We start from the raw sequence: 26,136 nt of genomic DNA on the forward strand, positions 1-26,136 counted from the left end.
CGGGGCGAGTGTAACCCACCCCGTTCTCACGCCCCTCCGGGCTCCCGGTTCAATGCCCGTGGTGCTGCATCCCCTGGCCCTGGCTCGCCGGCGGATCGCGCAGCACCGGCACCTCGACCTGCACCTCGCCGGCGTGCTCGAAGCGCAGGGTCAGCGGGAAGCGGTCGCCGTCGGTGTGCTGCTTCGGCAGGTCGAACAGCATCACGTGGTAGCCCATGGGGGCGAAGGCCACCGAGCCGTTCGCGGGGATGTCCACGGCGGTGACCTGCTGCATCTTCATCATGCCATTCTGGTGCAGGTGCTCGTGCAGTTCCGCCTTGCCGGCGGCCGGGGTCGCGGCGCCCAGCAGGCGGTCGGCGCCGCCTTCGTTGCGCACGGTGAAGTACACCGCGGCCGTGGGCGCCGTGGGCGGCATCTCCCGCGACCAGGGCGCGTCGATGTGCAGCGCGCCGCCATCGTCGTGCCCGTGGGCAGCGGCCATGGCGGGCAAGCCCGCCAGGGTGGCGAGGAGGAGGAATCCGGTCAGCTTCATGGGGTGTCTCCTTGGGGGATGAGTGTTCGCAGGATACGCCGGCGGCGGCCGCGCAGGCGGCGCCAGCCGAGGACGATGCCGGTGACGCTGATGGCCAGGCCGCCGAGGCTGAAGGCGATCATCAGCGCCTCGCGCAGCCGCGGGCGCTCCAGCAGCGGTTGCCAGTCCCAGCTGTGCAGCAGGTTGAACAGCCAGCGCGAGGTGCGCTGGCGGGCGTCGAGCTGTTCCAGCAGCGCGCCGCTGTATGGGTCGAGGTGTAGCCAGGTGGCGGCCGGATCGTCGAAGCGCACACGCAGCACGGGCAGGCGCCGGCTCTGGTGGCCGTACATGCTCTGCTCGGCGCGCCGGTAGTAGTAGGCGTCGTAGTCCTCCAGCCAGTCGAAGCGCACGGCGCCGGCGGGCCGCATGGCGCGGGCGGCACTTTCCAGGGTGGCAGCGGGCAGCCGCTGCAGCACGACGGCGCCCTCGGCGACCGGCAGGATGCGACTGTCGCCCGCGCCGTCGTAGGCCACCCGGTAGACCTCGCCGCCGACCACCTGCCAGTGCAGCTCGCGCACGGCCAGCCCGGCCTGGCGGAAACGCTCCAGGGTCTCGGCCACCGGCTGCGGGTCGCTGCCGGCGCCCAGCTCGGCGCCGCGATAGGCGGCGGCCGGCAGCGTCGATGCGCTGGCGAACAGGCGCCAGGGGTTCATCGACATCAGGCCGCTGAAGATCCAGGCGATCAGCACCAGGCCGAACAGCAGGCCGCCGAGGTGGTGCCAGCGGGCGAAGCCGCCCGCGTAGGGCGAGCGCGAGCCGCTGCGGTAGGGTCTGCCGAAGCGCCAGCGCAGCAGGCCGACGGCCTGGCCGAGCACGGCCATGAGGGTGGCGGCCAGCGACAGGTAAATGACGATGGGTGTCCACCAGGCGCTGTCGCGCAGCGGATACAGCCAGTGCAGCCAGGCGCCCAGCCAGTTCCAGGCCCGCTCGGTGCGGCTGGCGTCGCGCACCACGGCGCCGGTGCGGCCGGAGACGTAGAGCAGGCTGCCGGCCGCGTCGTCCACCTGCACCCGGTGCAGCGGCCGGTCGCGGTCGAGGGCCCGCGAGCGGCTCCAGGCGTCTTCCTGGATGCGGTCGAAGTAGCGCACCGGCGCGGTGCCGGCGAACTGCCGCGCACTGGCCAGCGCGGCGGCCGCGTCGACCTGCTCGATCCGCCGGCCGCTGCGGCCATCCACTGCCAGGCGGGTGCCGTCGGCGTAGTCGAGCAGGTAGCGCGGGCCGCCCGCCACGCTGCTCAGGCGCAGCGCCTGCGGGGCGTCGCCGCGGCCGCTGGCCGCCAGGGCCCGGACCGGGTCGACGCAGCAATCCTGCGCCGGCAGCTCGGGCAGGTGGGCCAGGTGTTCCGCCGGCGTCAGCTTGGGGTAGCCGACATAGAGCATGACCACGCCGGACACGAACCACAGCGCCATGAACAGGCACAGGACGATGCCCAGCCAGCGGTGCCAGAGGTACAGGTAGCGCTTCATCGCCGCCTCCTAGAACCGGGTATCGACCGCCACCTCGAAGCTGCGCGGCGCCCCCATGTAGTACTGGCTGCCGTAGGCCTGCCTGGCGTAGACCTCGTCGGTGAGGTTACGCACGCGGGCGGTGATGGCGGTGTGCTCGTCGACCCGGTAGCGGGCGAACGCGCCGTACAGGGTGTAGGACGGCGCCTCCAGGGTGTTGGCGTTGTCGGCGAACACCGCGTCGACATAGCGCACGTCCACCCCGGCGGCCCAGGACGGCGCGATGTCGTAGGTCAGCCAGAGGTTGGCGACGTTGTCCGGCACGTTGACCGGGGTGTTGCCCTTGCGCGACACGGAGACGCCGCCGACCGCCTCGTTGAAGCGGTCGTACTCGGCCTCGACGTAGGCGTAGTTGGCCTCGGCCAGCAGCTTGGGGGTGATCTGCAGCTTGCCGGCCAGCTCGATGCCGCGCGAGGTCTGCTGGCCGGCCTGGACGGTGAGGTTGGGGTTGCTCGAATCGCGCACGGCGAAGTCGCGGCGGACGATCTGGTACAGCGCCACAGTGGCCGAGCCGCGCCCGTCGAAGAAGTCGAACTTGCTGCCGGCCTCCCACTGCTCGCCCTCGGAGAGGTCGAACAGGCCGACGTTGGAGTAGGTGGCCGAGGCCAGGGCGCCGGCCGGCAGGTCGGCGGAGGTGCTGTATTGCAGGTAAAGGTTGGCCGTGGGTGTGAGGTCGTAGAGCAGGGCGACGCGCCCGCTGAGCGGCTCCCAGGTGCGCTCGAAGTAGGCCGGGCTGGTGGGCGATACCGGGCCGTAGTTGGTCACCTCCATGTCCAGGTGGTCGTAGCGCAGGCCGGTGAGCAGCGCCAGGCGCTCGCTCAGCATCAGGCGGTTTTCCAGGAACACGGCGGCGGTGGTGATCTCGTGGCGGCGCTGCTTGCGCAGGCCGGCGTTGACCCCGGGGATGTCGTCGAAGCTGCCCGGGTCGAAGCGGTCGGGGTCGACCGTGTCGCTCCAGGCGCTGCCGGTGGGGTGCAGGGTCTGGCGCATGCGCGAGTAGTCCAGGCCCAGCGACCATTGGCTGGCGAGGTCGAACAGGGCGGCGTCGTGGCGCAATTCGAGGCGGTTGCCGAGCACGTTCTGGTCGTGCCGCTGCAGGTAGGCGCCGGAGCGCACCACGTCGCCGGCCGCGTTGTAGGCCTAGGTCTCCAGGTTGCGGTAGTCGCGCTGGGCGGCGTAGTGGTAGAGGGTGTTCTGCAGGCTGCTGGCCTCGCCCAGATGGTAGTCGGTGATCGAGCGCAGCCAGCGCACGCGCTGCTCGTAGCGGCCGTCACCGACGTTGTAGTTCTCGAAGCGGCGGCTGCGGTCGATCTTCAGGGTGTCCCTGCCGCGCAGGACCGGCGAGCCCCAGTACGGGCTGTCTTCCTGGTCCTCCAGGTATTCCAGCGCCAGGGTATGGCTCAGGTCCGGGGTGAAGTCGCTGAGCAGGGAGATGGCGAAGCTGTTGGTCTCGCGCCGGTTGCGGTCAATGTAGCCGTTGCCGTCGCCACGGCTCACGTCCAGGCGCAGGAAGTGCCGGGCGTCGGCGCCGCCCAGGGCGCGGTTGAGGCCCAGCGAGACCTCGGAGTCGTCAAAGCTGCCGTAGCGCAGGCGGCCCTCGAACAGGCTCTCGTCGCGGCTGGCCAGGCGCGAGATGTAGTTGATCGAGCCGCCCACAGCGCCCGCACCGTAGAGGAAGGTGGACGGCCCGCCGATCAGCTCGACGCGGTCGATCATCCAGGCGTCCACCGGCCGTGTGGCGCTGCTGTAGCCCAGGTTGATGCCGTTGAACAGCTGGGTGATCTGGTTTTGGGTGAAGCCGCGGTAGGAGACGAAGCCGCCGTAGCCGGGGTTGGCCGAGGCGTTCACGCCGGTCATGGCATTGATCACGTCCTGGGTGTCCTTGGCACCGCGCTCCTCGATCACGGCGCGGTCGGAGACGCTGACCGAGGCCGGCGTTTCCCGCGCCGTGAGGCCCAGCCGCGAGCCGGTGCGGATCGGCTGGTCGAGGGTCAGGCCGGAGGGTCTGTCCTGCTCGCCCTCGATGGTCAGGGCGTCGAGTTTCAACGGGGCGTGGTCCGCCCATGCGATGGCGCTGGTGCTCATCAGGAGCACCAGCGAGGTGTTCTTCAATGACATGTCTGGCTTCCAGGCGGAAAGGGCTGTGCGGGTCCGCGTGGGCGGACCCCGGGCGTCATGCGTGGAAGGCGGCGGGCGAGGCGCGGGGGTTGAGGCTGTGGCGCAGGAAGCGCGGCGGCGGTTGCGCCCACAGGGTGGCGATGGGCGCGGGCCCACCGGCGGCGGGCAGCAGGTCGATGCCCCAGCCGGCGGTATTGACCGCCACCGAGGCACCGAACGAGGAACACAGCGGGCAATCCATCGCCTGGACGGCGGAGCCGCCGTGGGAGGCGTCGCCCAGGTCGATGCTCGGGCCGTTGCCACCGACCAGCGAGCAGAACCCGCCGCCGAGCCCGCTGAGGGCGAGGCCGGAAGCCTGGCCGTGGTGCAGACCGCAGGCGAACAGGCCCAACAGGAGGCTGCAGTACAGCGTCCAGGTGGTCAGCGCGCGGTGGCGGGAAATGAGCTTCATGGAGCGGAAATCTAGCACCGGCCCCGGGATGCCGAAAGCCGGGCTGGCGATTTGTCGCACACCCGTCCGGTGGCTCGCTTCCGCTTCCGAGAGAGCGGGCTTGCCCGCGAAGCCCTTTGCGGCCCCGGTTCGCGGCACCGGCTTGCGGACCAAATACACGCCTACAGAAAGCCCGCGCCTGCAGAACGGCCAGCCCGCCCTCCGCCGCCCTCGGCGCGACGCTTGCGCAGCGGCCCCGAAGGGCAAGCACCCCTGGCAAACAGCCTGCGCCTGGAACCACCGTCACCCAGCCCAAGCTCCACGGAATGCCAAGAACCTATTGAAAGAATTTCTCATCCAAGTGTATCGTTATTACATAACATTATGGAGACTACCCCATGAAACCCGGCATCCACCCCACCTACCGCCCCGTCCTGTTCCACGACACCTCCGCCAACGTGTTCTTCCTGATCGGCTCCACCGTGGAGACCGACCGGACCCACGTCCACGAAGACGGCAACACCTACCCCTACGTCGCCCTGGACGTATCCAGCGCCTCCCACCCGGTCTACACCGGCCAGCAACGCCAGACCAAGAGCGAAGGCCGGGTCGCGGGCTTCCAGAAGCGCTTCGCCGGGTTCGTGTCGTCCGCCGGCAAGAGCTGATCCGCAGGGGTGCGGGCCTCTTCGATCCGCACCAAAAAAGAAACACTATAACGTCATTAAAAAGAGATCGGCGAGCCTCGCTCGCCGCTCCATCTGCCCCTGAAACCCTAGACATGAGGTCAACATGAACCGTCGTCACCCCCTGGCCTGGGCCATCGCCCTCGCGCTGGCGCCCAACGCTCCCCTGCTGGCCGCCGAAACCCGGGAACCGCTGCAGCTCGGCTCCTCGGTGATCAGCGCCAGCGCCCTGAACAGCACCCTCGCCGAGATGGCCAGCCCCGCCGAGGTGCTGGAGGGCGAGGAACTGGTGCAGCGCCGCGAGTCCACCCTGGGCGAGACCCTCAACGGCCTGCCGGGCGTGCATTCCAGCAGCTTCGGCGCGGGCGCCAGCCGGCCGGTGATCCGCGGCCTGGACGGCGCGCGGGTAAAGGTACTGAGCGACGGCGTGGACGTGCTCGACGCCTCGACCATCAGCCCCGACCACGCGGTGACCAGCGAGCCGCTGCTGGCCGAGCGCATCGAGGTGCTCAAGGGGCCGGCCACGCTGCTCTACGGTGGCGGCGCCATCGGCGGGGTGGTCAACGTGCTGGACAAGCGAATTCCCACCCGGGTGCCGGAGAAGGGCTACGAGGGCGAACTGGAGCTGCGCGCCAACACCGTCGCCAACCAGGGCGCGGGGGTGTTCGGCATCACCGCCGGCAGCGGCAACTTCGCCGTGCGCGCCGAGGGCACCAAGCGCCAGGACAACGAGTACGAGATTCCCGGCTCACCGGGCAAGCAGGCCGGCTCCTTCAACGACACCGACAGCTACAGCCTGGGCGCCAGCTTCATCGGCGAGCGCGGCTACCTGGGCCTGGCCTACGGCGAGCAGAACCTGAGCTACGGGCTGCTCGCCCACGAGCATGCCGACTGCCACACCCACGCCGCCCGCGACTGGCACTGCGTCGGCGAGGAGGACGGCCACGGCGGACACGGCCACGACGAGGATGAACACGGCCACGACGATCACGATCACGATCACGATCACGAAGATGAGCATGACCACGACCACGGCCATGATCACGACCACGCCGGCGTGCCCTACATCAAGATGAAGCAGAAGCGCTGGGACCTGCGCGGCGAGCTGAACGACCCGCTGCCGGGCTTCGAGCTGGCCCGGCTGCGGGTCGGCCACAGCAACTACAGCCACGACGAGATCGAAGGCGGCGAGGCGGCCACGCGCTTCAGCAACGACGCCACCGACGCGCGCCTCGAACTGACCCATGAACCGCTGTTCGGCTGGCGCGGCGTGCTCGGCGGGCAGACCCAGCGCCGCGACTTCCAGGCCCTGGGCGAGGAGGCCTACGTGCCGCCGACCCTGACCCGCAACCACGCGCTGTTCCTGCTCGAGGAATACAGCGTCGGCGACTGGCGCTACGAACTGGGCCTGCGCCACGAATGGCAGGACATCGACGCCGAGGGCGAGCCCGACACCAGCCACAGCGGCACCTCGGTATCCGCCGGCGCGGTCTGGACCTTCGCCCCGGAATACTCGCTGGGCTTCTCCCTGTCGCGCTCCCAGCGCCTGCCCACCGCCGAGGAGCTGTACGCCAACGGCCCGCACGCGGCCACCCGCACCGTCGAGCTGGGCAACGTCGACCTGGACGAGGAGACCTCGCACAACGCCGAGCTGACCCTGCGCAAGTTCGCCGGGCGCACCACCTTCAGCTTCAGCCTGTTCCGCAACCAGGTCAGCGACTTCATCTATGCGGCGGACACCGGCCACGACGTGGGCGGCGGCTACCGCGAGATCGAGTACCGCCAGCAGGACGCGGTGCTGACCGGCGCCGAGGGCTCGGTCACCTACGCGCTCACCGACGCCACCGACATCACCCTGTTCGGCGACCACGTACGCGGCAAGCTCAAGGGCGACGGCGACCTGCCGCGCATCCCGGCGGACCGCCTCGGCGTGCGCGTCAACCAGGCGTTCACCCCGGCCGTCAGCGGCGAACTGGAGTTCTACCGGGTGCAGCGCCAGGACGACCTCGCCGACTACGAAACCGAGACCTCGGGCTACAACATGCTCGGCGCCGGCCTGAGCTATCGCGGCGCGCTGAACGAGACCAGGTACCAGCTGTTCCTCAAGGGCAACAACCTGCTCGACGAGCGCGCCCGCAACCACAGCTCCTTCATCAAGGACGACGTGCTGCTGCCGGGCCGCAACCTCACCGTGGGCATGCGCCTCAGCTTCTAGGCCGGCCCGACAACCACCCCGGCGCGCCGGGGTGGATGGCCGCGCAGGACACAGGGCACTCCCACCGCTCTTGTGGGAGGGGCCTTGGCCCCGAGCTTTTCTGCCCCTGGCAAAAGCTCGCGGACAAGTCCGCTCCCACACATCCCCCGCATCCAGTCGCAGGAGCTAGGCTCAGGCAAGCCCGCCGCTCTTGTGGGAGGGGCCTTGGCCCCGAGCTTTTCTGCTCCCGGTAAAAGCTCGCGGACAAGTCCGCTCCCACACATCCCCTCCGTATCCCAGTCCCAGGAGCTAGGCTCAGGCAAGCCCGCCGCTCTTGTGGGAGGGGCCTTGGCCCCGAGCTTTTCTGCCCCGGTAAAAGCTCGCGGACAAGTCCGCTCCCACACATCCCCCGCATCCCAGTCGCAGGAGCTAGGCCCGGGCAAGCCCACCGCTCTTGTGGGAGGGGCCTTGGCCCCGAGTTTTTCTGATCCTGGTAAAAGCTCGCGGACAAGTCCGCTCCCACATATCCCCCCGTATCCCAGACGCTCCCGAGCCATGGGCAAGGCCGCCGCATCCCGCTACAGTGGCGCCCCATGCCGACACCGCCCTCCCCCCTCGACGCCTACCGCCAGGCCCTGGCGCGCGGCGAGCTGTACCCGGACGCCGCCCAGCAACGCGCCGCCGAATGCCTGGAGAGCTGCCGCGAAGCGCTGCGAACCGGGCGCCCGTGCCGCGGCGTGTACCTCTGGGGTCCGGTGGGCCGGGGCAAGACCTGGCTGCTCGACCGCTTCCACGAGAGCCTGACGGTGCCGTCGCGGCGCCAGCACTTCCATCAATTCATGCGCTGGGTCCACCAGCGCCAGTTCCAGCTCAGCGGCACCGCCGACCCGTTGCGCGCCCTGGCCCGCGAGCTGGCCGGCGAGGTGCGGGTGCTGTGCTTCGACGAGCTGTTCGTCAGCGACATCGGCGACGCCATGCTGATCGGCGGATTGCTGCGCGCGCTGCTCGACGAAGGGCTGGTGCTGGTCGCCACCTCCAACCAGCCGCCGGAGCAGCTGTACGCCGGTGGCTTCAACCGCGAGCGCCTGCTGCCGGCCATCGCCGCCCTGCAGGAGAAGCTGGACGTGGTGGAAGTGGACGGCGGCCAGGACCACCGCCTGCACCCCGGCGCCGCGGTGCAGCGCTACTGGGTCGACGACCCCGCCGCGCTGGCCGAAGCCTTCGCCCGCCTGGCCGGCACCGGCCCGGTGTCGGACGCGCCGCTGGAGCTGGGGCCGCGCCGGCTGCCGGTGATCCGCCAGGCGCCGGGCGCCGTGTGGCTGGACTTCACCACCCTGTGCGAGGGGCCGTACTCGACCCTGGACTTCATGCAGTTGTGCGAGCGCTTTCCGGCGATCCTCCTCGGCGGCGTGCCGTGCCTGTCCGGCGAGCCGCGCGAGGGGCGCATCGCCCGGGGCACCGAGGACGCCGCCGAGCGGGTGGTCGCCGGCGACCGCGAGCTGCCACGCCTGGCGCCCCACGACGACGGCGTGCGCCGCTTCATCGCCCTGGTCGACGAGTGCTACGACCGCCGTCGCCCGCTGTACCTGGAGGCGGCGGTGCCGCTGGACGCGCTGTACACCCGCGGCTACCTGGAATTCCCCTTCCGCCGCACCCTCAGCCGCCTGCGCGAGATGCAGCAGGCGCGCTACTGAGCGGCCGCCACGGCCTTGCGCTCGCCCAGCGCGGCGTCGAGGAACTTCGGCTCGGCCCAGTCGGCCACCACGAAGCCCTTGCGCACCAGGCGCTGCTCGGCGGCCAGGTCGACGCTCTGCTGCAGGCGGCCGAGGAAGCCGGCGTCCAGCTGCGGGTCGAAGATCTTGCTGAAGCTGGCGTTGTGCAGGTCGTTCTGCAGGATCAGCGTCGGGTAGTTGGCCAGGCCCGACACCAGGTCGATGTAGGCCTGCTTGTTGTGCTCGTCACGCAGCCAGGTCACGGCCTTCTGCTGGGCCTTGACCAGGCGCGCGGTGATCTCCGGGTGGCGGTCGACGAAGCGGCCGTCGGCCACCAGCACGCCCTGGATGCTGCCGACGCCACCGAGGTCGTCGGTGGACAGCGGCAGCTCGGCCACCCCGCGGGCCTTGAGCGCGATCAGGTTGGACAGGCCCCAGGTGGCGTCGATCTGCTTGGCCGCCAGCGCCGCGGTGGCGGCGTTGAAGTCCAGGTTGATCACCTGCAGGTCGCGTTCGGCGAGGCCCTGGCTGGCCAGCGCGGCGTCGAACGACAGCTGCGAGGCGGTGCCGCGGAAGATGCCGACGCGCTTGCCCTTGAGGTCGGCCAGGGTGTGGATGCCCGAGCCGGGCACCACGCCCAGGTAGTGCTTGATGTCGCGCGCGGTTGCGCTGAGCAGGCGGGTGTCCAGGCCGTTGGCCTTGCCGATGATGGCGGCCAGGTCGCCCAGGTAGGCGAAGTCCACCTGGCCGTTGGCGAGCGCCTCGTTGATCACCGGACCGGCGCCCTTGAAGAAGCTCCACTGCACCTTGATGCCGTCGGCGGCGAACTCCTGCTCGAAGATCTCCTGGGCGCGCAGCACGTCGACCACGCCGCCGCCGCTCGGCTGGCTGCCGGCGCTGACGTCGGGCACCGCGATGCGGATTTCCTCGACCCGGTCCGCCGCCTGGACGGGCGGCAGGTAGGCCAGCAGGCCGATCAGCGCCGGCGCGGCGAACAGCGCGGCGAAGGTAGTGAAGAGGCTTTTCATGGCGGTGGCTCCTGGAATGTCTGGCCCGGAGCGCGCGGTCGGCGCTCCCTTGGCCGGCACTTAGGCACGCCCGCCTTAGCGAATTTAAATACTAAAAGATTATTTTTTTATCACTTAAAGACCTAAACCAGCACCGCTGCGGCTTCCCGACCGAATGCCCGGCAGGCATAAAAAATATGAGCCAAAGGCATTGGCCGAGGCATGTGCACCTTCTTTAAATGACCGCTCTTATCACTCAATCGAATTGATATGAGCTTTTATATGCTTTTGTTGCAAATCGCTTATATCGGCCAGCGCGGGGGCGCCCCGCGATGAGCCTGGCCACCGCCCTGCCCCTGGGTCGCTCCCGCCCCACCGGCGAACACCTGTTGCCCTGGCTGCTGCCGATCGGCCTGCTGCTGCTCTGGCAGGCCGCCAGCCACTGGGGCTGGATGAGCGGGCAGGTGCTACCGGCGCCCGAACAGGTCTGGCAGACCCTGCTGGAGCTGAGCCGCGGCGAGCTGTGGCAGCACCTGGCGATCAGCCTCAAGCGCCTGGCCTGGGGCCTGCTCGGCGGCGTCGCCGCGGGCATCGCCCTGGGCGCCCTGCTCGGCTCCAGCGCCCGCGCCGAACGGCTGATCTTCCCCACCTTCGCCGCCCTGGCGCAGATCCCGACCCTGGCCTGGATTCCGCTGTTCATGCTGCTGTTCGGCATCGGCGAGGCGCTCAAGCTGGTGGTGCTGGTCAAGGCCATCGTCGTGCCCGTCACCATCCACACCCTGGTCGGCGTGCGCGACGCCCAGCCGCTCCTGCGCGAAGCCGCCGAGGTGCTGCGCCTGCCGCCGCTGCTGCGCCTGTGGCGGCTGACCATCCCGGCCGCCCTGCCCTCGTTCATGGCCGGCCTGCGCCTGGCCCTGGCCACCGGCTGGGCCTCGCTGCTGGCGGTGGAGCTGCTGGCCTCCAGCGAAGGCATCGGCTACCTGATGGTGTGGGGCCGCCAGCTGTTCATGCTCGATATCGTGTTCGTCTGCATCCTCGTCATCGGCCTGTTCGGCGTGGTGCTGGACCGCGGCATCCAGTGGCTCGACGGCCGCCTGCTGCACTGGCCGCACCCGCCGGCCGCCGAGTTCCGCCGGGCGCCGGCCGGGCGCGGCTGGCAGCGCCTGCAGGCCGGGTGGCTGCCGCTGGCGCTGCTCGCCCTGTGGCAACTGACCTGCAGCGCCGGCTGGGTCGACGCCAACATCCTCGCCAGCCCGGCCCAGGTCGCCCAGGCCACCTGGCAGGGCCTGGCCGACGGCAGCCTGGTCGAGGGCCTGCTGCTCAGCCTGCGCCGCGCCCTCGGCGGCCTTCTGCTGGGCGGCGGCCTGGGCCTCGCGCTGGGCGTGCTGCTCGGCCTGTGGCGCCCGGCGGAGCGCGTGCTCGGGCCGACCCTGTCGGCGCTGCGCCAGGTCGCCATCTTCGCCTGGGTGCCGCTACTCACCGCCTGGTTCGGCCTTGGCGAGACGGCCAAGCTGGTGTTCGTCGGCATGGCCACCTTCTTCCCCCTGCTGATCGCCAGCCAGCGCGGCATCGCCGCCCTCTCGCCGCAACTGGACGAGGCCGCCCGCGCGCTGCGCCTGAACCGCCGCCAGCGCCTGCTGCGCCTGGTGCTGCCGGGCGCCGCCCCGGCCATCTTCGCCGGCCTGCGTCTGGCGCTGATCTTCGCCTGGCTGGGCACCATCGGCGCCGAATACTTCATGCCGTCGAACGGCGGCCTGGCCAGCCTGATGATCGGCGCCCAGCAGCTGTTCCGCATGGACCAGGTGATGGCCGGCATGCTGCTGATCGGCCTCACCGGCGCCCTGCTCAACACCCTCGGCCAATCGATCGAAGCGCGCGCGACGCGCTGGAGAACCGCATGAACAGCCTGACCCTGCCCGACTCGCGCACCTTCCAGGGCCTGCCGCCGTCCCCGCCGCTGGTGAGCTTCATCGGCGTCGGCAAGCGCTTCGGCGAACTGCAGGCCGTCAGCGACTTCAACCTCGACATCCGCGAGGGCGAATCCATCGCCATCCTCGGCTCCAGCGGCTGCGGCAAATCCACCCTGCTGCGCCTGCTGGTCGGCCTGGACCGCGAGTTCGACGGCCGCATCGAAGTGGCCGGCCAGCCGGTGGCGGGCATCGGCGGCGAGCGCGGCATCGTGTTCCAGGAGCACCGCCTGTTCCCCTGGCTGACGGTGCAGCAGAACGTCGGCCTCGGCCTGGTCAACGAGGACCTGACCCAGGCCGAGCGCTTCCGCCGGGTCGAGGAATTCATCCATCTGGTCGGCCTCGACGGCTTCCAGCGCGCCTACCCGCACCAGCTGTCCGGCGGCATGGCCCAGCGCGTGGCGATCGCCCGCGGCCTGGTGGCCAGCCCGCGCATCCTGCTGCTCGACGAACCCTTCGGCGCCCTCGACGCCCTGACCCGTCAGCAGATGCAGGAAGAGCTGCTGGCCATCCGCGCCCGCGCCGGCATCACCAGCCTGCTGGTCACCCACGACGTGGAGGAAGCGATCTTCCTCGCCGACCGAGTGGTGGTGCTGGCGCCGCGCCCGGGGCGGATCAAGCGCATCGTCGAGATCGACCTGCCGCACCTGCGCGACCGCGCCGGCTACGACTTCCACCAGTTGCGCGGCGAGCTGCTGTTCGAGCTGACCGGCGACGGCGACTACCGCGCTCCGCCGCCGCGTCTGGAAGACCTGCCCCTCGCCTCCCTGGCCTACTGATCGTTTTTTATTGGGTCCCCGCCTGCGCGGGGATGACGCCTGGGCAGGGGTGATGGACCCGTGGGTTTCCGTCGTCCCCGTGCCGGCACCAACCTCCCACCGGAGCCTCCATGTCCCGCCGTCCCAACTTCCTGCTGATCGTCGCCGACGACCTCGGCTTCTCCGACCTCGGCGCCTTCGGTGGCGAGATCGCCACGCCCCACCTCGACGCCCTGGCCGAACAGGGCCTGCGCCTGACCGACTTCCACGCCGCCTCGGCCTGCTCGCCGACCCGCGCCATGCTGCTCACCGGCACCGACCACCACCTGGCCGGCATCGGCGCCATGGCCGAGTTCAGCGACGAGACCATCCGCCGCCACCCGGGCTACGAGGGTCACCTCAACCAGCGCGTGGTCAGCCTCGCCGAGCTGCTGCGCGACGCCGGCTACCACACCCTGATCTCCGGCAAGTGGCACCTGGGCCGCACGGCCGAGACCTCGGCGGCGGCGCGCGGCTTCGAGCGCTCGTTCATCCTCGAAGGCGCCGCGCACAACCACTACGACTGGTCGCCGAACGTGCCGCCGCACAAGATGCCGCGCCTGCTGCACGCGGTCGAAGGCACCTACCGCGACGGCCTGGAGCCGGTGACCGAGCTGCCCGAGGGTTTCTACTCTTCGGACGCCTTCACCGACCGCCTGCTGCAGTACCTGGGCGAGCGCCCGCAGGATGACCAGCGGCCGTTCTTCGCCTACCTGCCGTTCTCCGCGCCGCACTTCCCGCTGCAGGCCCCGGCCGAGCTGATCGCCAAGTACAAAGGGCGCTACGACGCCGGCCCGGACGCCCTGCGCCAGCAGCGCCTGGCCCGGCTCAAGGAGCTGGGCCTGGTGGCCGCGGACGTCGAGGCCCACCCGGTGGTTGCCGACACACCCAACTGGGACGAGCTGGACGACCAGGGCCGGCGCCGTTCCGCCCGGGCCATGGAGGTCTACGCGGCGATGGTCGAGCGGCTGGACTGGAACGTCGGCCGGGTGATCGAGCACCTGCGCGCCTCGGGCGAGCTGGACGACACCCTGATCCTGTTCATCTCCGACAACGGCGCCGAGGGCGCGGCGCTGGAGGCCCTGCCCATCGTCGGCAAGCGCGCCCAGCGCTTCATCGAGAAGCACTACGACAACAGCCTGGACAACCTCGGCCGCGCCAACTCCTACCTCTGGTACGGCCCGCGCTGGGCCCAGGCGGCCACCGCGCCGTCGCGCCAGTTCAAGCTGTTCACCAGCCAGGGCGGCATCCGCGTGCCGGCCTTCGTCACCTGGTCGGGCCTGCGTCGGCAAGGCGCCATCGGCCACGAATTCGCCACCGTGATGGACATCGTGCCGACCCTGCTGGAACTGGCCGGCACCCAGCATCCGGGCACCACCTACCAGGGCCGCGAGGTACTGCCGCTGCGCGGGCGCTCGCTGCTGCCCTACCTGCAGGGCGAGGAAGAGCAGCCCCACAGCCAGGACGAGACCACCGGCTGGGAGCTGTTCCGCGCCCGCGCCATCCGCCAGGGCCAGTGGAAGGCACTGTACATCCCCAAACCCGACGGCCCGGGGCGCTGGCAGCTATACGACCTCAAGCGCGACCCCGGCGAGGTCCACGACCTGGCCGAGGCCGAACCCGAACGCCTGCGCCGACTGGTGGAGCACTGGCAGCGCTACGTCGACGAGACCGGCGTGCTCGACTTCAGCTTCGCCGGGCGCCTGCTGCGGGAAGTGGCGCGCGGCCTGCTACGGCTGTTCACCCGCCAGCCACGCACCCTTTGAGTTCCATTGCCTACACGGGTCTCAACGGGCCAGGGATGACACTTCCCTAGGGAGGGCTCCCCGCCACAGGCGGGGCCGGATACCGGAGAGGCCTTCTATTTGGCTACTACGGCTCGGGCGGCGATCCGCAGACAAGCGCAACGAAGCAAAGCGGAGTAACGGCCGCAGGCTGGCCCGAAGAGTGAGCGTAGCGAGTCAAGTAACTCGCCCAGGAGGGCAGTCGGAACTCGGCAATCGGCTGAACGCAGACCGCTCCCCGAATTTCGTCCGGCTACGGTGCGCATGGCGCACCCTACGGAGCACACGCGCATGAAAAAGGCTATGTCCCCGTTACGTGTTGCTGCACCGATCCCGCTTTTGTGGGAGCGGCTGGGCGGCATTCCGATTGGCCGCGAAATTCGCGGATAAATCCGCTCCCACAAGGCGTGCAACAACTAACGGGGACATAGCCTATAAAACGCTGGGGAATACCGTAGGGTGCGCCGCGCGCACCGCCGTTTCCCGGGCCCATAAAAAAGCCGCGCCTCCTCACGGAAGTCGCGGCTTCGTGGCCCGGATGCAATCCGGGAAGAACGGGCGCCTCAGGCGAACACGATCTCCTCGCCCTCGACCCCGGCCTGCGCCAGCGCCCCCGGCGTGAAGCGGCCGGCGAGGATCTGCTGGGCCAGAGGGTTCTCGATCCAGCGCTGGATCGCGCGCTTGAGCGGCCGCGCGCCATACACCGGGTCGTAGCCGACGGCGATCAGCTTGTCGAGCGCTTCCGGCGTCAGCTCCAGGCGCAGCTCGCGCTCGGCCAGGCGGCTGCGCAGGCGCTGCAGCTGGATCTCGGCGATGCCGGCGATCTGCTCGCGGCCCAGCGGCTCGAACACCACCACCTCGTCGATACGGTTGATGAACTCCGGCCGGAAGTGGCTGCTCACCGCATCCAGCACCGCCGCACGCTGCGCCTCGCGGTCGCCGGCCAGCTCCTGGATCTGCGCCGAGCCCAGGTTGGAGGTCATCACGATCACGGTGTTCTTGAAGTCCACCGTGCGGCCGTGGCTGTCGGTCAGGCGACCGTCCTCCAGCACCTGCAGCAGCACGTTGAACACATCCGGGTGGGCCTTCTCCACCTCGTCCATCAGCACCACCGAGTAGGGCTTGCGACGCACCGCCTCGGTCAGGTAGCCGCCCTCCTCATAGCCCACGTAACCGGGCGGCGCGCCGATCAGGCGAGCGACGCTGTGCTTCTCCATGAACTCGGACATGTCGATGCGCACCAGCGCCTCCTCGGTGTCGAAGAGGAATTCGGCCAGCGCCTTGCACAGCTCGGTCTTGCCCACCCCGGTCGGGCCGAGGAAGAGGAACGAGCCGCTCGGCCGGTTCGGGTCGGCCAGCCCCGCGCGGGAACGGCGCACGGCGTTGGCCACGGCGACCACGGCTTCGTCCTGGCCGATCACCCGCTGGTGCAGCAGCCCTTCCATCTTCAGCAGCTTCTCGCGCTCGCCCTCGAGCATCTTGCTCACCGGGATGCCGGTCCACTTGGAGACCACCTCGGCGATCTCCTCGTCGGTCACCTTGTTGCGCAGCAACTGGTTCTCGCTCTTGCCGTGCTGGTCGACCATCTGCAGGCTGCGCTCCAGATCCGGGATCACCCCGTACTGCAGCTCGGCCATGCGGTTCAGGTCGCCCTTGCGGCGGGCGGCCTCCAGCTCGGTCCTGGCCTGCTCGATCCGCTGCTGGATCTGCGCCGAGCCCTGCACCTCGGCCTTCTCCGACTTCCAGATTTCCTCCAGGTCGGCGTATTCCTTCTCCAGCTTGGCGATGTCCTCCTCCAGCTTGGTCAGGCGCTTGCGGGTGGCCTCGTCGTCTTCCTTCTTCAGCGCCTCGCGCTCGATCTTCAGCTGGATCAGGCGGCGATCCAGGCGGTCGAGGGCCTCCGGCTTGGAGTCGATCTCCATGCGGATGCGGCTGGCGGCCTCGTCGATCAGGTCGATGGCCTTGTCCGGCAGCTGGCGGTCAGTGATGTAGCGATGGCTCAGCTTGGCGGCGGCGATGATCGCGCCATCGGTGATGGTCACGCCGTGGTGAACCTCGTAGCGCTCCTTGAGGCCACGCAGGATGGCGATGGTGTCTTCCTCGCTCGGCTCGTCCACCAGCACCTTCTGGAAGCGGCGCTCCAGCGCGGCGTCCTTCTCGATGTACTGGCGGTACTCGTCCAGGGTGGTGGCGCCCACGCAGTGCAGCTCGCCGCGGGCCAGCGCCGGCTTGAGCATGTTGCCGGCATCCATGGCACCCTCGGCCTTGCCGGCGCCGACCATGGTGTGCAGCTCGTCGATGAACAGGATGATGCGGCCTTCCTGCTTGGACAGCTCGTTGAGCACCGCCTTGAGGCGCTCCTCGAACTCGCCGCGGAACTTGGCGCCGGCGATCAGCGAGCCCATGTCCAGGGCCAGCAGGCGCTTGTCCTTGAGGCCGTCCGGCACTTCGCCATTGATGATGCGCTGGGCCAGGCCCTCGGCGATGGCGGTCTTGCCGACACCGGGCTCGCCGATCAGCACCGGGTTGTTCTTGGTGCGCCGCTGCAGGACCTGGATGGTGCGGCGGATTTCGTCGTCACGGCCGATCACCGGGTCGAGCTTGCCATCCTCGGCGCGCTTGGTCAGGTCGACGCAGTACTTGTCCAGCGCCTGGCGCGATTCCTCGGCATTCGGGTCATTGACCGCCTGGCCGCCGCGCAGGTTGGCGATGGCGTTCTCCAGGGCCTTCTTCGACACGCCCTGGGACAGCAGCAACTTGCCGAGCCGGGTGTTCTCGTCCATGGCGGCGAGCAGCACCAGCTCGCTGGAAATGAACTGGTCGCCCTTCTGCTGGGCCAGGCGGTCGGCCTGGTTGAGCAGACGCGCCAGGTCCTGCGACAGGTTCACATCGCCGGTGGGGTTCTGCAGCTTGGGCAGCGTGTCCAGCTCCTTGGCCAGGGCCTGGCGCAGGGCCGTTACGTCGAAGCCGACCTGCATCAGCAGCGGCTTGATCGAGCCACCCTGCTGCTCCAGCAGGGCCTGCATCAGGTGCAGCGGCTCGATGGCGGAATGGTCGAGGCCGACGGCCACGGACTGGGCGTCGGACAGAGCGAGTTGCAGCTTGCTGGTGAGACGGTCGATTCGCATGAATATGTCCTTCCTTCAGATAGCGGGCCGGAGCGCTGAACTGCTCCCGATAGTGAAGCCCGGAATAGCTCTTTAGATAAGGACAGTTTTCACCGATTCAAGCGCCGGCCCGTTGACGCGGATCAGTCCCGGTCCGCTACGGCCGGGACTGAGCGCTCTGTAGGAGCGGCCTTGGCCGCGAGCTCTTGCCCGGGGCCGCGCAGGAGGTTTCGCGGCCAAGGCCGCTCCCACAGGAACATGGGGGGCACCACTGTCAGGGTTCGAGCCACACCAGCGAGGCGAAGCGGCCGGTGCGGGCCACGCGGCGGTAGGAGAAGAAGCGCGGGTCGGCGAAGGTATCCAGCCCGCCACCATGCACGGCGGTGACGCCGACGGCGGCCAGGCGGATGCGCGCCAGGGCATAGATATCGGCCATGAACCTGCCGGCGTTGCGGCTGGCGCCGAAGGCCTTTTCGGCCTGGGCATGCTGCGCCAGGAACGCCTCGCGCACCTCGGGGCCGACCTCGAAGGAGCCGGGACCGATGGCCGGCCCCAGCCACACCAGCAGCTCGCTTGGCTCTACGCCGAGGGCGGCCACCGTGTTCTCCAGCACACCGCCGGCCAGCCCGCGCCAGCCGGCATGGGCGGCGGCCACGCGGGTGCCGGCACGGTCGCAGAACAGGGCGGGCAGGCAGTCGGCGGTCAGCACCGCGCAGGCGGTACCCGAGGTGGTCGTCCAGCTGGCGTCGGCGACCGCCACCCGCTCAGGGTCAGCCTCGACCGCGTCGGCGCTGTGCACCTGCTGCAGCCAGGCCGGCCAGCAACCGAGGCGCTCGCTCAGGCGGCGGCGGTTCTCGGCGACGGCGGCGGGCTCGTCCTCGACATGGTCGCCCAGGTTCAGGCCGTCGAAGGGCGGCAGGCTGACACCGCCGGCCCGAGTGGTGACGCAGGCGCGGACGTTGGCCGGGGCCGGCCAGTCCGGCAGCAGCCAGTCAGACGAAGGATTCATTGTCCTGGCGCAGCAGCGACAGCAGCCAGACCAGGTCTTCCGGCAGCGGCGACTCCCAGCGCATGCGCTGGCCGGTGGCCGGGTGCTCCAACTCCAGGAAACGCGCGTGCAGGGCCTGGCGGGGGAACTCGCGCAGGGTCTGCATCAGGGTCGGGCTGGCGGCCGGCGGGATGCGGAAGCGCCCGGCGTAGAGCGGGTCGCCCACCAGCGGGTAGCCCGCATGGGTCATGTGCACGCGGATCTGGTGGGTACGGCCGGTCTCCAGCTTGACCCGCACGTGGGTGTGCGAGCGGAAGCGCTCCAGCACCCGGTAGTGGGTGATGGCCGGCTTGCCGCCGTCGATCACCGCCATGCGCTGGCGGTTGGCCGAGCTGCGGCCGATCGGCGCGTCGATGGTGGCACCGGAGGTGATCACGCCGATGCAGATGCATTCGTAGATGCGGCTGACGCTGCGCTTCTGCAACTGGTCGACCAGCCGGGTCTGCGCCTGCAGGGTCTTGGCCACCACCATCAGGCCGGTGGTGTCCTTGTCCAGGCGGTGGACGATGCCCGCGCGCGGCACGTTGACGATGTCCGGCACGTGGTGCAGCAGGGCGTTGAGCAGGGTGCCGTCGGCGTGCCCGGCGGCCGGGTGGACCACCAGGCCGGCCGGCTTGTCGATCACCAGCAGGTGCTCGTCCTCGTAGAGGATGTTCAGCGCGATGTCCTGCGCCACCCACTCGCCCTGGGCCTCCTGCTCGGCCTGCAGGCTGAGCACGGCGCCGCCGTGGACGATGTCGCGCGGGCGCAGCACGGCGCCGTCGACGGTCAGGCGGCCGTCCTTGATCCAGCCGGACAGGCGCGAGCGCGAATACTCGTCGAACAGCTGGGCGGCGACCTGGTCGAGGCGCTGGCCACCGAGGTCGGACGGTACTTCGGCGGAGAGTTGGATGAGCTGATCGGAATCTTCGGACATGGGCTGCTGCGGAGGGCGGTGCGGCTTTTGGTTTCGGCTGCACGCTGTGGTTAAATACGGCGTCTTTGTCCCGGCCTTTTCCGGGGCGCCCATCATAACAGGACGGTAGAGGCCTAGACAGCCGCCGTCACAGGGACGCAAGCCACCATGCAAGTGAAACACCTGCTGCTGATCGCCACCCTCGTCGTCGCCGCATGCTCTTCCAACAAGCCGGAAGTGGATGAGAACCTGAGCGAGACCGAGCTCTACCAGCAGGCCCAGGAAGACCTCAACAACAAGAGCTACAACAGCGCCGTCAGCAAGCTGAAGGCCCTGGAGTCGCGCTACCCGTTCGGCCGCTACGCGGAGCAGGCCCAGCTCGAGCTGATCTACGCCTACTACAAGAACGTCGAGCCGGAAGCGGCCAGGTCCGCCGCCGAGCGCTTCATCCGCCTGCACCCGCAGCACGCCAACGTCGACTACGCCTACTACGTCAAGGGCCTGGCCTCGTTCGACCAGGACCGCGGCCTGGTGGCCCGCTTCCTGCCGCTGGACCTGACCAAGCGCGACCCGGGCGCGGCTCGCGACTCGTTCAACGAGTTCGCCCAGCTCACCAGCCGCTACCCCAACAGCCGCTACGCGCCGGACGCCAAGGCGCGCATGATCTACCTGCGCAACCTGCTGGCCGCCTACGAGATCCACGCCGGCCACTACTATCTGACCCGCCAGGCCTACGTCGCCGCCGCCAACCGCGGCCGCTACGTGGTGGAAAACTTCCAGGAGACCCCCGCCGTCGGCGACGGCCTGGCCCTGATGGTCGAGGCCTACCAGCGCCTGGAGCTGAACGACCTGGCCGCCACCAGCCTGGAAACCCTGAAGCTGAACTACCCCGACCACCCGTCTCTGGTCGACGGCCAGTTCGTGCCCCAGGAAGAGGAAGCGGACAACCGCTCCTGGCTAGCCAAGGCCACCCTGGGCCTGATCGAGTCCGATGCGCCGCTGCCGCCCGGCGAGACCCGCGCCAACCAGGACGTGATCCGCCAGTACGAAGACGCCCAGGAGCAGATTCCGGACGAACTGCTGCCGGAGAACCGGGAAGAAGCCCGGGAAGACCTGGACAGCGAGGCAGAAGCCGGCGGCAGCGACCGCTCCTGGTTCAGCTACATGACCTTCGGTCTGTTCGACTGATCCACGCCACGACACGAACAAGGGAGGCCATGCCTCCCTTTTTCATGCCCGCGCGACGACCATTTCCTGCTGCGCCGGCACGGCCTCCTTGGCTACACTGCGCCTCTGCCAACAAGAAGGGCACAACATGTTCCGTCTGCTGTTCTGGATCGCCTTGATCGCCGCCGCCGTGTGGCTGTGGCGCCGCTTCAAACGCCCCGCCCGACCGGCCGCCCGGCCGCGGGAAGAGCAGGCCTCGCCGATGGTCCGCTGCGCCCGCTGCGGCGTGCACGTGCCGCGCGAGAAGGCCCTGCCCCAGGGCGAGAACTGGTACTGCAGCCAGGCCCACCTGCCGCAGGAACAGTCCGGCCAATGATCGCCGACCAGCTGGCCCTGAACGGCATTCCCGGGCGGCGGATACTACGTCTCTACCACCTGTACCGTGTCGCCGTCAGCCTCGCCCTGATCCTGCTGATCTCCACCAAGCTGGACAGCGAATTGCTGGAACTGGCCCACGTGCAGCTGTTCCGCTACGGCAGCTGGGCGTACCTGATCGTCAACGTGCTGGTGGCGGTGCTGATGCACCGGCCACGGCATCTGCTCCAGGTGTTCGGCCTGGCCCTGCTCGACGTACTGATGCTCTGCGCGCTGTTCTATTCGGCGGGCGGCACGCCCAGCGGCATCGGCAACCTGCTGATCGTGGCAGTGGCCATCGCCAACATCCTGCTGCGCGGGCGGATCGGCCTGCTGATCGCCGCCACCGCCGCCATAGGCATGTTGTCCCTGACGCTCTATCTGAGCCTGACCCGCCCCACGGCCAGCACCCAGTTCGTCCAGGCCGGCACACTCGGCGCACTCTGCTTCGCTGCAGCGGTCCTGCTCCAGGGCCTGACCCAGCGCCTGCAGATGAGCGAAAGTCTGGCCGAGCAGCGTGCCGTCGACGTGGCCAGCCTGGAGGCGCTCAACTCGCTGATCCTGCAGCGCATGCGCACCGGCATCCTGGTGCTGGACAAACAGCACAGGGTGCTCCTGGCCAACCAGGGCGCGCTGGGCATGCTCGGACGCGGCAGCCTGGAAGGCAAGGTGCTCGACCCGCACTGCCCCGAGCTGGTCAAGCGGCTCCAGCAATGGCTGCACAACCCCACGCTGCGCCCGCAGAGCCTGCAGGCCATGCCCGATGGCCCGGTGCTGCAGCCCAGCTTCATCCCGCTGCAGCGCGGCGAGGATCAGCACACCCTAGTCTTCCTCGACGACATCTCGCAGATCACCCAGCAGGCCCAGCAGCTGAAGCTGGCCTCCCTAGGGCGGCTCACCGCCGGCATCGCCCACGAGATCCGCAACCCGCTCGGCGCCATCAGCCACGCGGCGCAGCTACTGCAGGAATCGGAAGACCTGGAGGAACCGGATAGGCGCCTCGCCCAGATCATCCAGGACCACTCGCGGCGGATGAACATGGTGATCGAGAACGTCCTGCAGCTGTCGCGCCGGCGCCAGGCCGAGCCCCAGCTGCTCGACCTGAAGTACTGGATGCACCGCTTCGCCAGCGAATTCCGCAGCTCGGCGCGCCTGGACCAGACGCTGCACCTGGAGACCCACGGTAGCGGGCTGCAGACCCGCATGGACCCGCACCAGCTGACCCAGGTGCTCAACAACCTGGTGCAGAACGGCCTGCGCTACAGCGCCCAGGCCCACCAGTTGGGCCAGGTCTGGCTGAAGCTGTACCGCGACGAGGAAAGCGACCTGCCGACCCTGGAAATCCTCGACGACGGCCCCGGCGTCGCCCCCGAGCAGATGCAGCACATCTTCGAGCCCTTCTACACCACCGACAACAAGGGCACCGGCCTGGGCCTGTATATTTCCCGCGAGCTGTGCGAAAGCAACCAGGCACGGCTCGACTACAAACCCCGCGAAGGCGGAGGCAGCTGCTTCCGCATCACCTTCGCCCATCCACGCAAGTTGAGCTGAACCATGAGCACCCGGCAGAGAGCCCTGATCGTCGACGACGAACCCGACATCCGCGAACTCCTGGAAATCACCCTGGGGCGCATGAAGCTCGACACGCGCAGCGCGCGCAACGTCAAGGAAGCGCGCGAGTGGCTGGCGCGCGAGCCCTTCGACCTGTGCCTGACCGACATGCGCCTGCCCGACGGCACCGGCCTCGACCTGGTCCAGCACATCCAGCAGCGCCACGCCCAAGTGCCGGTGGCGATGATCACCGCCTACGGCAGCCTGGACACCGCCATCAACGCCCTCAAGGCCGGTGCGTTCGACTTCCTGACCAAGCCGGTGGACCTCGGTCGTCTGCGCGAACTGGTGGGCACGGCGCTGCGCCTGCGCGCGGGCGACAGCGAGGAAGGCTCGGTGGACACCCGCCTGCTCGGCGAGTCGCCGCCGATGAAGGCCCTGCGCAACCAGATCCAGAAGCTCGCCCGCAGCCAGGCCCCGGTCTACATCAGCGGCGAATCGGGCAGCGGCAAGGAACTGGTGGCCCGCCTGATCCACGAACAGGGCCCGCGGGCGGAGAAACCGTTCGTGCCGGTCAACTGCGGCGCCATCCCATCCGAACTGATGGAGAGCGAATTCTTCGGCCACAAGAAAGGCAGCTTCACCGGCGCCATCGAGGACAAGCAGGGCCTGTTCCAGGCGGCCAACGGCGGCACCCTGTTCCTCGACGAAGTCGCCGACCTGCCGCTGACCATGCAGGTCAAGCTGCTGCGGGCCATCCAGGAAAAGGCCGTCAGGGCCGTGGGCGGCCAACAGGAACTGGTGGTCGACGTCCGCATCCTCTGCGCGACGCACAAGGACCTGGCCGCCGAAGTGGCGGCGGGCCGCTTCCGCCAGGACCTGTTCTACCGCCTCAACGTCATCGAACTGCGCGTGCCGCCGCTGCGCGAGCGCCGCGAGGACATTCCCCTGCTGGCCGAAACCATGCTGCAGCGCCTGACCGACGGCAGCGGCCTGCCCGCCGCGCAGCTGACCGCGGAGGCGTTGGACAAGCTCAAGTGCTACCGCTTCCCCGGCAACGTGCGCGAGCTGGAGAACATGCTCGAGCGCGCCTACACCCTATGCGAGAACGACCAGATCCAGGCTGCCGACCTGCGCCTCGCGGACGCCGCCCCGGTCGCCGACGGCGACACGGCCTCGCTGGCGCAGATCGACAACCTGGAAGACTACTTGGAGGAAATCGAGCGCAAACTGATCATGCAGGCCCTCGAGGAAAACCGCTGGAACCGCACCGCGGCGGCCCAGCGCCTGGGCCTGACCTTCCGCTCCATGCGCTACCGCCTGAAGAAGCTGGGTATCGACTGAGCGTAGGGCGGATGAGCCCGACCGCCCTACGCTTAAAGTGCTCCGAGAAGCCCTCCTCTCCGCACGAGCGAGAAACCAGGAGCATCCATGACATGGTGTCCCTCCTGCGTGTGAAGATTTTCTCAGTGCCCCTCCAACCGCTCCGTCGGCGCATAGGGCGCTGGATCGATGATCGGAGTCTCGCCCAACATCAGGTTCTTCAGTAGCTCGCAGGAGGCCGGCGCCAGCACCAGCCCATTGCGGTAATGGCCGCAGTTCAGCCACAGCCCAGGAAACTGCGACACTTCACCAATAAAGGGCACCCCATTCGGCGAGCCCGGCCGCAATCCCGCCCAGTGCCCGACTACCTCGAAGCCAGCCAGCGCCGGCAACATGCCCTCGGCAGACGTCTTGAGGCTTGCCAGGGCCTCATTGCTCGGAGTCTTGTCAAAGCCCCTATACTCCAGCGTACTACCTACCAAGATATGCCCGTCCCGGCGCGGAATCGCATAGCGCCCACCGGCCAGCACCATCGCTGGCAGGAAATCTTCGACACACTTGTACAGAATCATCTGCCCCTTCACCGGTTCCACCGGCAAACTCAGACCAATCTCACCCAGCAGATTGCCACTCCATGCCCCGGCAGCCAGCACCACTCGCCCGGCATGCAGTTCGCCTCGCGCAGTTCGTACTCCGACTACACGCCCGTCACGGACAACGAAACCGCTTACCGGACAGTGCTCATGCAACTCGACGTTCGGCATTTGTGCCAACGCTGCTCGCAATGCCCGCACCAGACGCGGGTTGCGCACATTGGCCACGCCCGACAGATACAGAGCCCGCCTAAAGCCCCCCCCCAGAGCAGGTACCCGGCTACGTACCTCGTCGATACCCACTGAGCACAACCCTCGCCCCCCTCGCATCGACCACTCCATCGCGGCGGTCTCGTCATCCAGATCCAGCCAGTACAGGCCGGTGGCATGTACCTCGGGGTCTACCCCACTCGCCACCAGCAGGTGCTCGCCCAGCCACGGATAGAAATCCTGCGACCACTGCGCCAGTGACGTCACCGCCGCCTCATATCGCCAGGGATAGAGTGGCGAAACGATACCCCCGCCGGCCCACGAAGCCTCGCGACCGACATTACCTGCCTCCAGCAACGCCACTGGCACGCCTGCCCGGGCGAGTTGCCAGGCGGTCAGAAGCCCGATCACTCCGGCCCCCACGATTAGTGTTTCCCGTGTCACAACGCCTCCACCAGCGCCTCGCATTCACCTTGCGATATTCGCCAAACAAACCATAAACACTTATGCGGTCAGGAAGACTGCGCCAGACAGATCATGCAAAGGACTTGCACCATGAAAGAAGCTCAGCGCGCGACGACTCTTCTCGAATTGCTTACGGTCATCAGTGTACTCGCCATCACCCTTGCCTTGGGCATACCGACATTGCAAGACATGCTCCATGCCAATCGCGCCCGCACCCTGCACGACCAGTTGAGGGCCAGCCTGCAGGCAGCAAGAGTCCACAGCATCGAACAGCGCCAGGAAGTGGAAATCTGCGGCTCCGGCAACGGCATCACCTGCAGAAACGACTGGCGACGCGGCTGGCTGGTTCGAGAAAAGAACAGCGGCCAGGTGCTCCACAGCACCCGCCTATCCAGTGCCGCACCGCTGATTTGGAAAGGCCTGTCGAAACGTATCCGCTACCATCCCGACGGCCACTCCCATGCCAGCAACGGCACCTTCACCTACTGCGGCGCAAAGCCGGGCCAAGGCTGGAGTATCACACTGAACAGACAGGGACGAGTCCGCAGCACACATGCCATCACCTGCACGCCATAAGCATCGCTGGAGCGCACAG

The 26,136-nt window shown here is 68.8% G+C and carries 19 protein-coding genes and 1 pseudogene; 11 read left to right on the plus strand and 9 right to left on the minus strand.

The genetic code is table 11. From position 1 onward, the window contains the following. Positions 1-49 precede the first annotated feature (49 nt). The 4 genes and pseudogenes from N5D30_RS17605 to N5D30_RS17620 form a co-directional block, all read right to left on the minus strand. Positions 50-532, minus strand: coding sequence for a copper chaperone PCu(A)C (locus tag N5D30_RS17605; protein ID WP_279909993.1), 483 nt, complete (start codon positions 530-532; stop codon positions 50-52). Further along, entirely contained in the window at positions 529-2,037 is a 1,509-nt protein-coding gene (locus tag N5D30_RS17610) for a PepSY domain-containing protein (RefSeq protein ID WP_279909995.1), read from the minus strand. Before N5D30_RS17610 ends, N5D30_RS17605 begins: the two co-directional genes overlap by 4 nt. Before the next feature lie 9 nt (positions 2,038-2,046). After that, positions 2,047-4,194 (minus strand): annotated as a pseudogene (locus N5D30_RS17615) (TonB-dependent receptor). Between the two features lie 55 nt (positions 4,195-4,249). Then, entirely contained in the window at positions 4,250-4,645 is a 396-nt protein-coding gene (locus N5D30_RS17620; protein ID WP_279909996.1) for a DUF2946 domain-containing protein, read from the minus strand. Positions 4,646-5,022: 377 nt separating this feature from the next. Between N5D30_RS17620 and N5D30_RS17625 the strand changes: the two genes are divergently transcribed. From N5D30_RS17625 to zapE, 3 genes are all read left to right on the plus strand, one after another. After that, positions 5,023-5,289 carry a type B 50S ribosomal protein L31 gene (locus N5D30_RS17625; RefSeq protein WP_220815544.1) on the plus strand — a complete coding sequence of 89 codons (267 nt, stop codon included), beginning with the start codon at positions 5,023-5,025 and terminating at the stop codon, positions 5,287-5,289. Positions 5,290-5,413: 124 nt separating this feature from the next. After that, complete coding sequence (locus N5D30_RS17630) at positions 5,414-7,522, plus strand: TonB-dependent receptor (RefSeq protein ID WP_279909997.1); 2,109 nt, start codon at positions 5,414-5,416, stop codon at positions 7,520-7,522. 572 nt (positions 7,523-8,094) lie between these two features. Continuing rightward, positions 8,095-9,195, plus strand: a complete 1,101-nt coding sequence (gene zapE, locus N5D30_RS17635) for a cell division protein ZapE (protein WP_279909998.1) — start codon at positions 8,095-8,097, stop codon at positions 9,193-9,195. Here the strand turns inward: zapE and N5D30_RS17640 are convergent. Next, the gene (locus N5D30_RS17640) at positions 9,189-10,241 is read right to left on the minus strand and encodes an ABC transporter substrate-binding protein (protein ID WP_279909999.1); all 1,053 of its coding nucleotides are present in this window, start codon (positions 10,239-10,241) and stop codon (positions 9,189-9,191) included. The two genes, zapE and N5D30_RS17640, sit on opposite strands and share 7 nt — an antisense overlap. Positions 10,242-10,552: 311 nt before the next feature. On the opposite strand from N5D30_RS17640, the gene N5D30_RS17645 reads away from it, so the two are divergent. From N5D30_RS17645 to N5D30_RS17655, 3 genes are all read left to right on the plus strand, one after another. Continuing rightward, positions 10,553-12,121, plus strand: a complete 1,569-nt coding sequence (locus tag N5D30_RS17645) for an ABC transporter permease subunit (RefSeq protein WP_279910000.1) — start codon at positions 10,553-10,555, stop codon at positions 12,119-12,121. Continuing rightward, the gene (locus N5D30_RS17650) at positions 12,118-12,966 is read left to right on the plus strand and encodes an ABC transporter ATP-binding protein (protein ID WP_279910001.1); all 849 of its coding nucleotides are present in this window, start codon (positions 12,118-12,120) and stop codon (positions 12,964-12,966) included. The genes N5D30_RS17645 and N5D30_RS17650 overlap by 4 nt, the downstream gene beginning before the upstream one ends. A 110-nt stretch (positions 12,967-13,076) precedes the next feature. Then, positions 13,077-14,750 carry an arylsulfatase gene (locus tag N5D30_RS17655; protein WP_279910002.1) on the plus strand — a complete coding sequence of 558 codons (1,674 nt, stop codon included), beginning with the start codon at positions 13,077-13,079 and terminating at the stop codon, positions 14,748-14,750. Between the two features lie 581 nt (positions 14,751-15,331). Here N5D30_RS17655 and clpB read toward each other — a convergent pair. From clpB to rluD, 3 genes are all read right to left on the minus strand, one after another. Further along, positions 15,332-17,896: an ATP-dependent chaperone ClpB gene (gene clpB, locus N5D30_RS17660; protein ID WP_279910003.1), complete on the minus strand. Its 2,565-nt coding sequence runs from the start codon at positions 17,894-17,896 to the stop codon at positions 15,332-15,334. Between the two features lie 253 nt (positions 17,897-18,149). Further along, positions 18,150-18,884, minus strand: a complete 735-nt coding sequence (pgeF, locus tag N5D30_RS17665) for a peptidoglycan editing factor PgeF (RefSeq protein WP_279910004.1) — start codon at positions 18,882-18,884, stop codon at positions 18,150-18,152. Continuing rightward, positions 18,868-19,839, minus strand: a complete 972-nt coding sequence (gene rluD, locus N5D30_RS17670; RefSeq protein ID WP_279910005.1) for a 23S rRNA pseudouridine(1911/1915/1917) synthase RluD — start codon at positions 19,837-19,839, stop codon at positions 18,868-18,870. The genes pgeF and rluD overlap by 17 nt, the downstream gene beginning before the upstream one ends. Before the next feature lie 147 nt (positions 19,840-19,986). On the opposite strand from rluD, the gene N5D30_RS17675 reads away from it, so the two are divergent. The 4 genes from N5D30_RS17675 to N5D30_RS17690 all read left to right on the plus strand — a co-directional run bounded on the left by N5D30_RS17675 (position 19,987) and on the right by N5D30_RS17690 (position 24,294). Next, positions 19,987-21,006 carry an outer membrane protein assembly factor BamD gene (locus N5D30_RS17675; protein WP_279910006.1) on the plus strand — a complete coding sequence of 340 codons (1,020 nt, stop codon included), beginning with the start codon at positions 19,987-19,989 and terminating at the stop codon, positions 21,004-21,006. 127 nt (positions 21,007-21,133) lie between these two features. Next, positions 21,134-21,361 carry a PP0621 family protein gene (locus tag N5D30_RS17680; protein ID WP_279910007.1) on the plus strand — a complete coding sequence of 76 codons (228 nt, stop codon included), beginning with the start codon at positions 21,134-21,136 and terminating at the stop codon, positions 21,359-21,361. After that, positions 21,358-22,950 (plus strand): ATP-binding protein, encoded by a 1,593-nt coding sequence (locus tag N5D30_RS17685; protein ID WP_279910008.1) that lies wholly within the window; start codon positions 21,358-21,360, stop codon positions 22,948-22,950. The genes N5D30_RS17680 and N5D30_RS17685 overlap by 4 nt, the downstream gene beginning before the upstream one ends. Positions 22,951-22,953: 3 nt before the next feature. Next, positions 22,954-24,294, plus strand: coding sequence for a sigma-54 dependent transcriptional regulator (locus tag N5D30_RS17690; protein ID WP_279910009.1), 1,341 nt, complete (start codon positions 22,954-22,956; stop codon positions 24,292-24,294). 122 nt (positions 24,295-24,416) lie between these two features. Here the strand turns inward: N5D30_RS17690 and thiO are convergent, their stop codons facing one another. Beyond that, positions 24,417-25,544, minus strand: a complete 1,128-nt coding sequence (gene thiO / locus N5D30_RS17695) for a glycine oxidase ThiO (RefSeq protein ID WP_279910011.1) — start codon at positions 25,542-25,544, stop codon at positions 24,417-24,419. A gap of 87 nt (positions 25,545-25,631) precedes the next feature. Between thiO and N5D30_RS17700 the strand changes: the two genes are divergently transcribed. Then, a complete protein-coding gene (locus N5D30_RS17700) occupies positions 25,632-26,117 on the plus strand; it encodes a GspH/FimT family pseudopilin (protein WP_279910012.1) in 486 nt (161 codons plus the stop codon). Positions 26,118-26,136: the final 19 nt, after the last annotated feature.

This window comes from Pseudomonas sp. GD03875 (genome assembly GCF_029840585.1).
Classification (GTDB): Bacteria; Pseudomonadota; Gammaproteobacteria; order Pseudomonadales; family Pseudomonadaceae; genus Aquipseudomonas; species Aquipseudomonas paralcaligenes.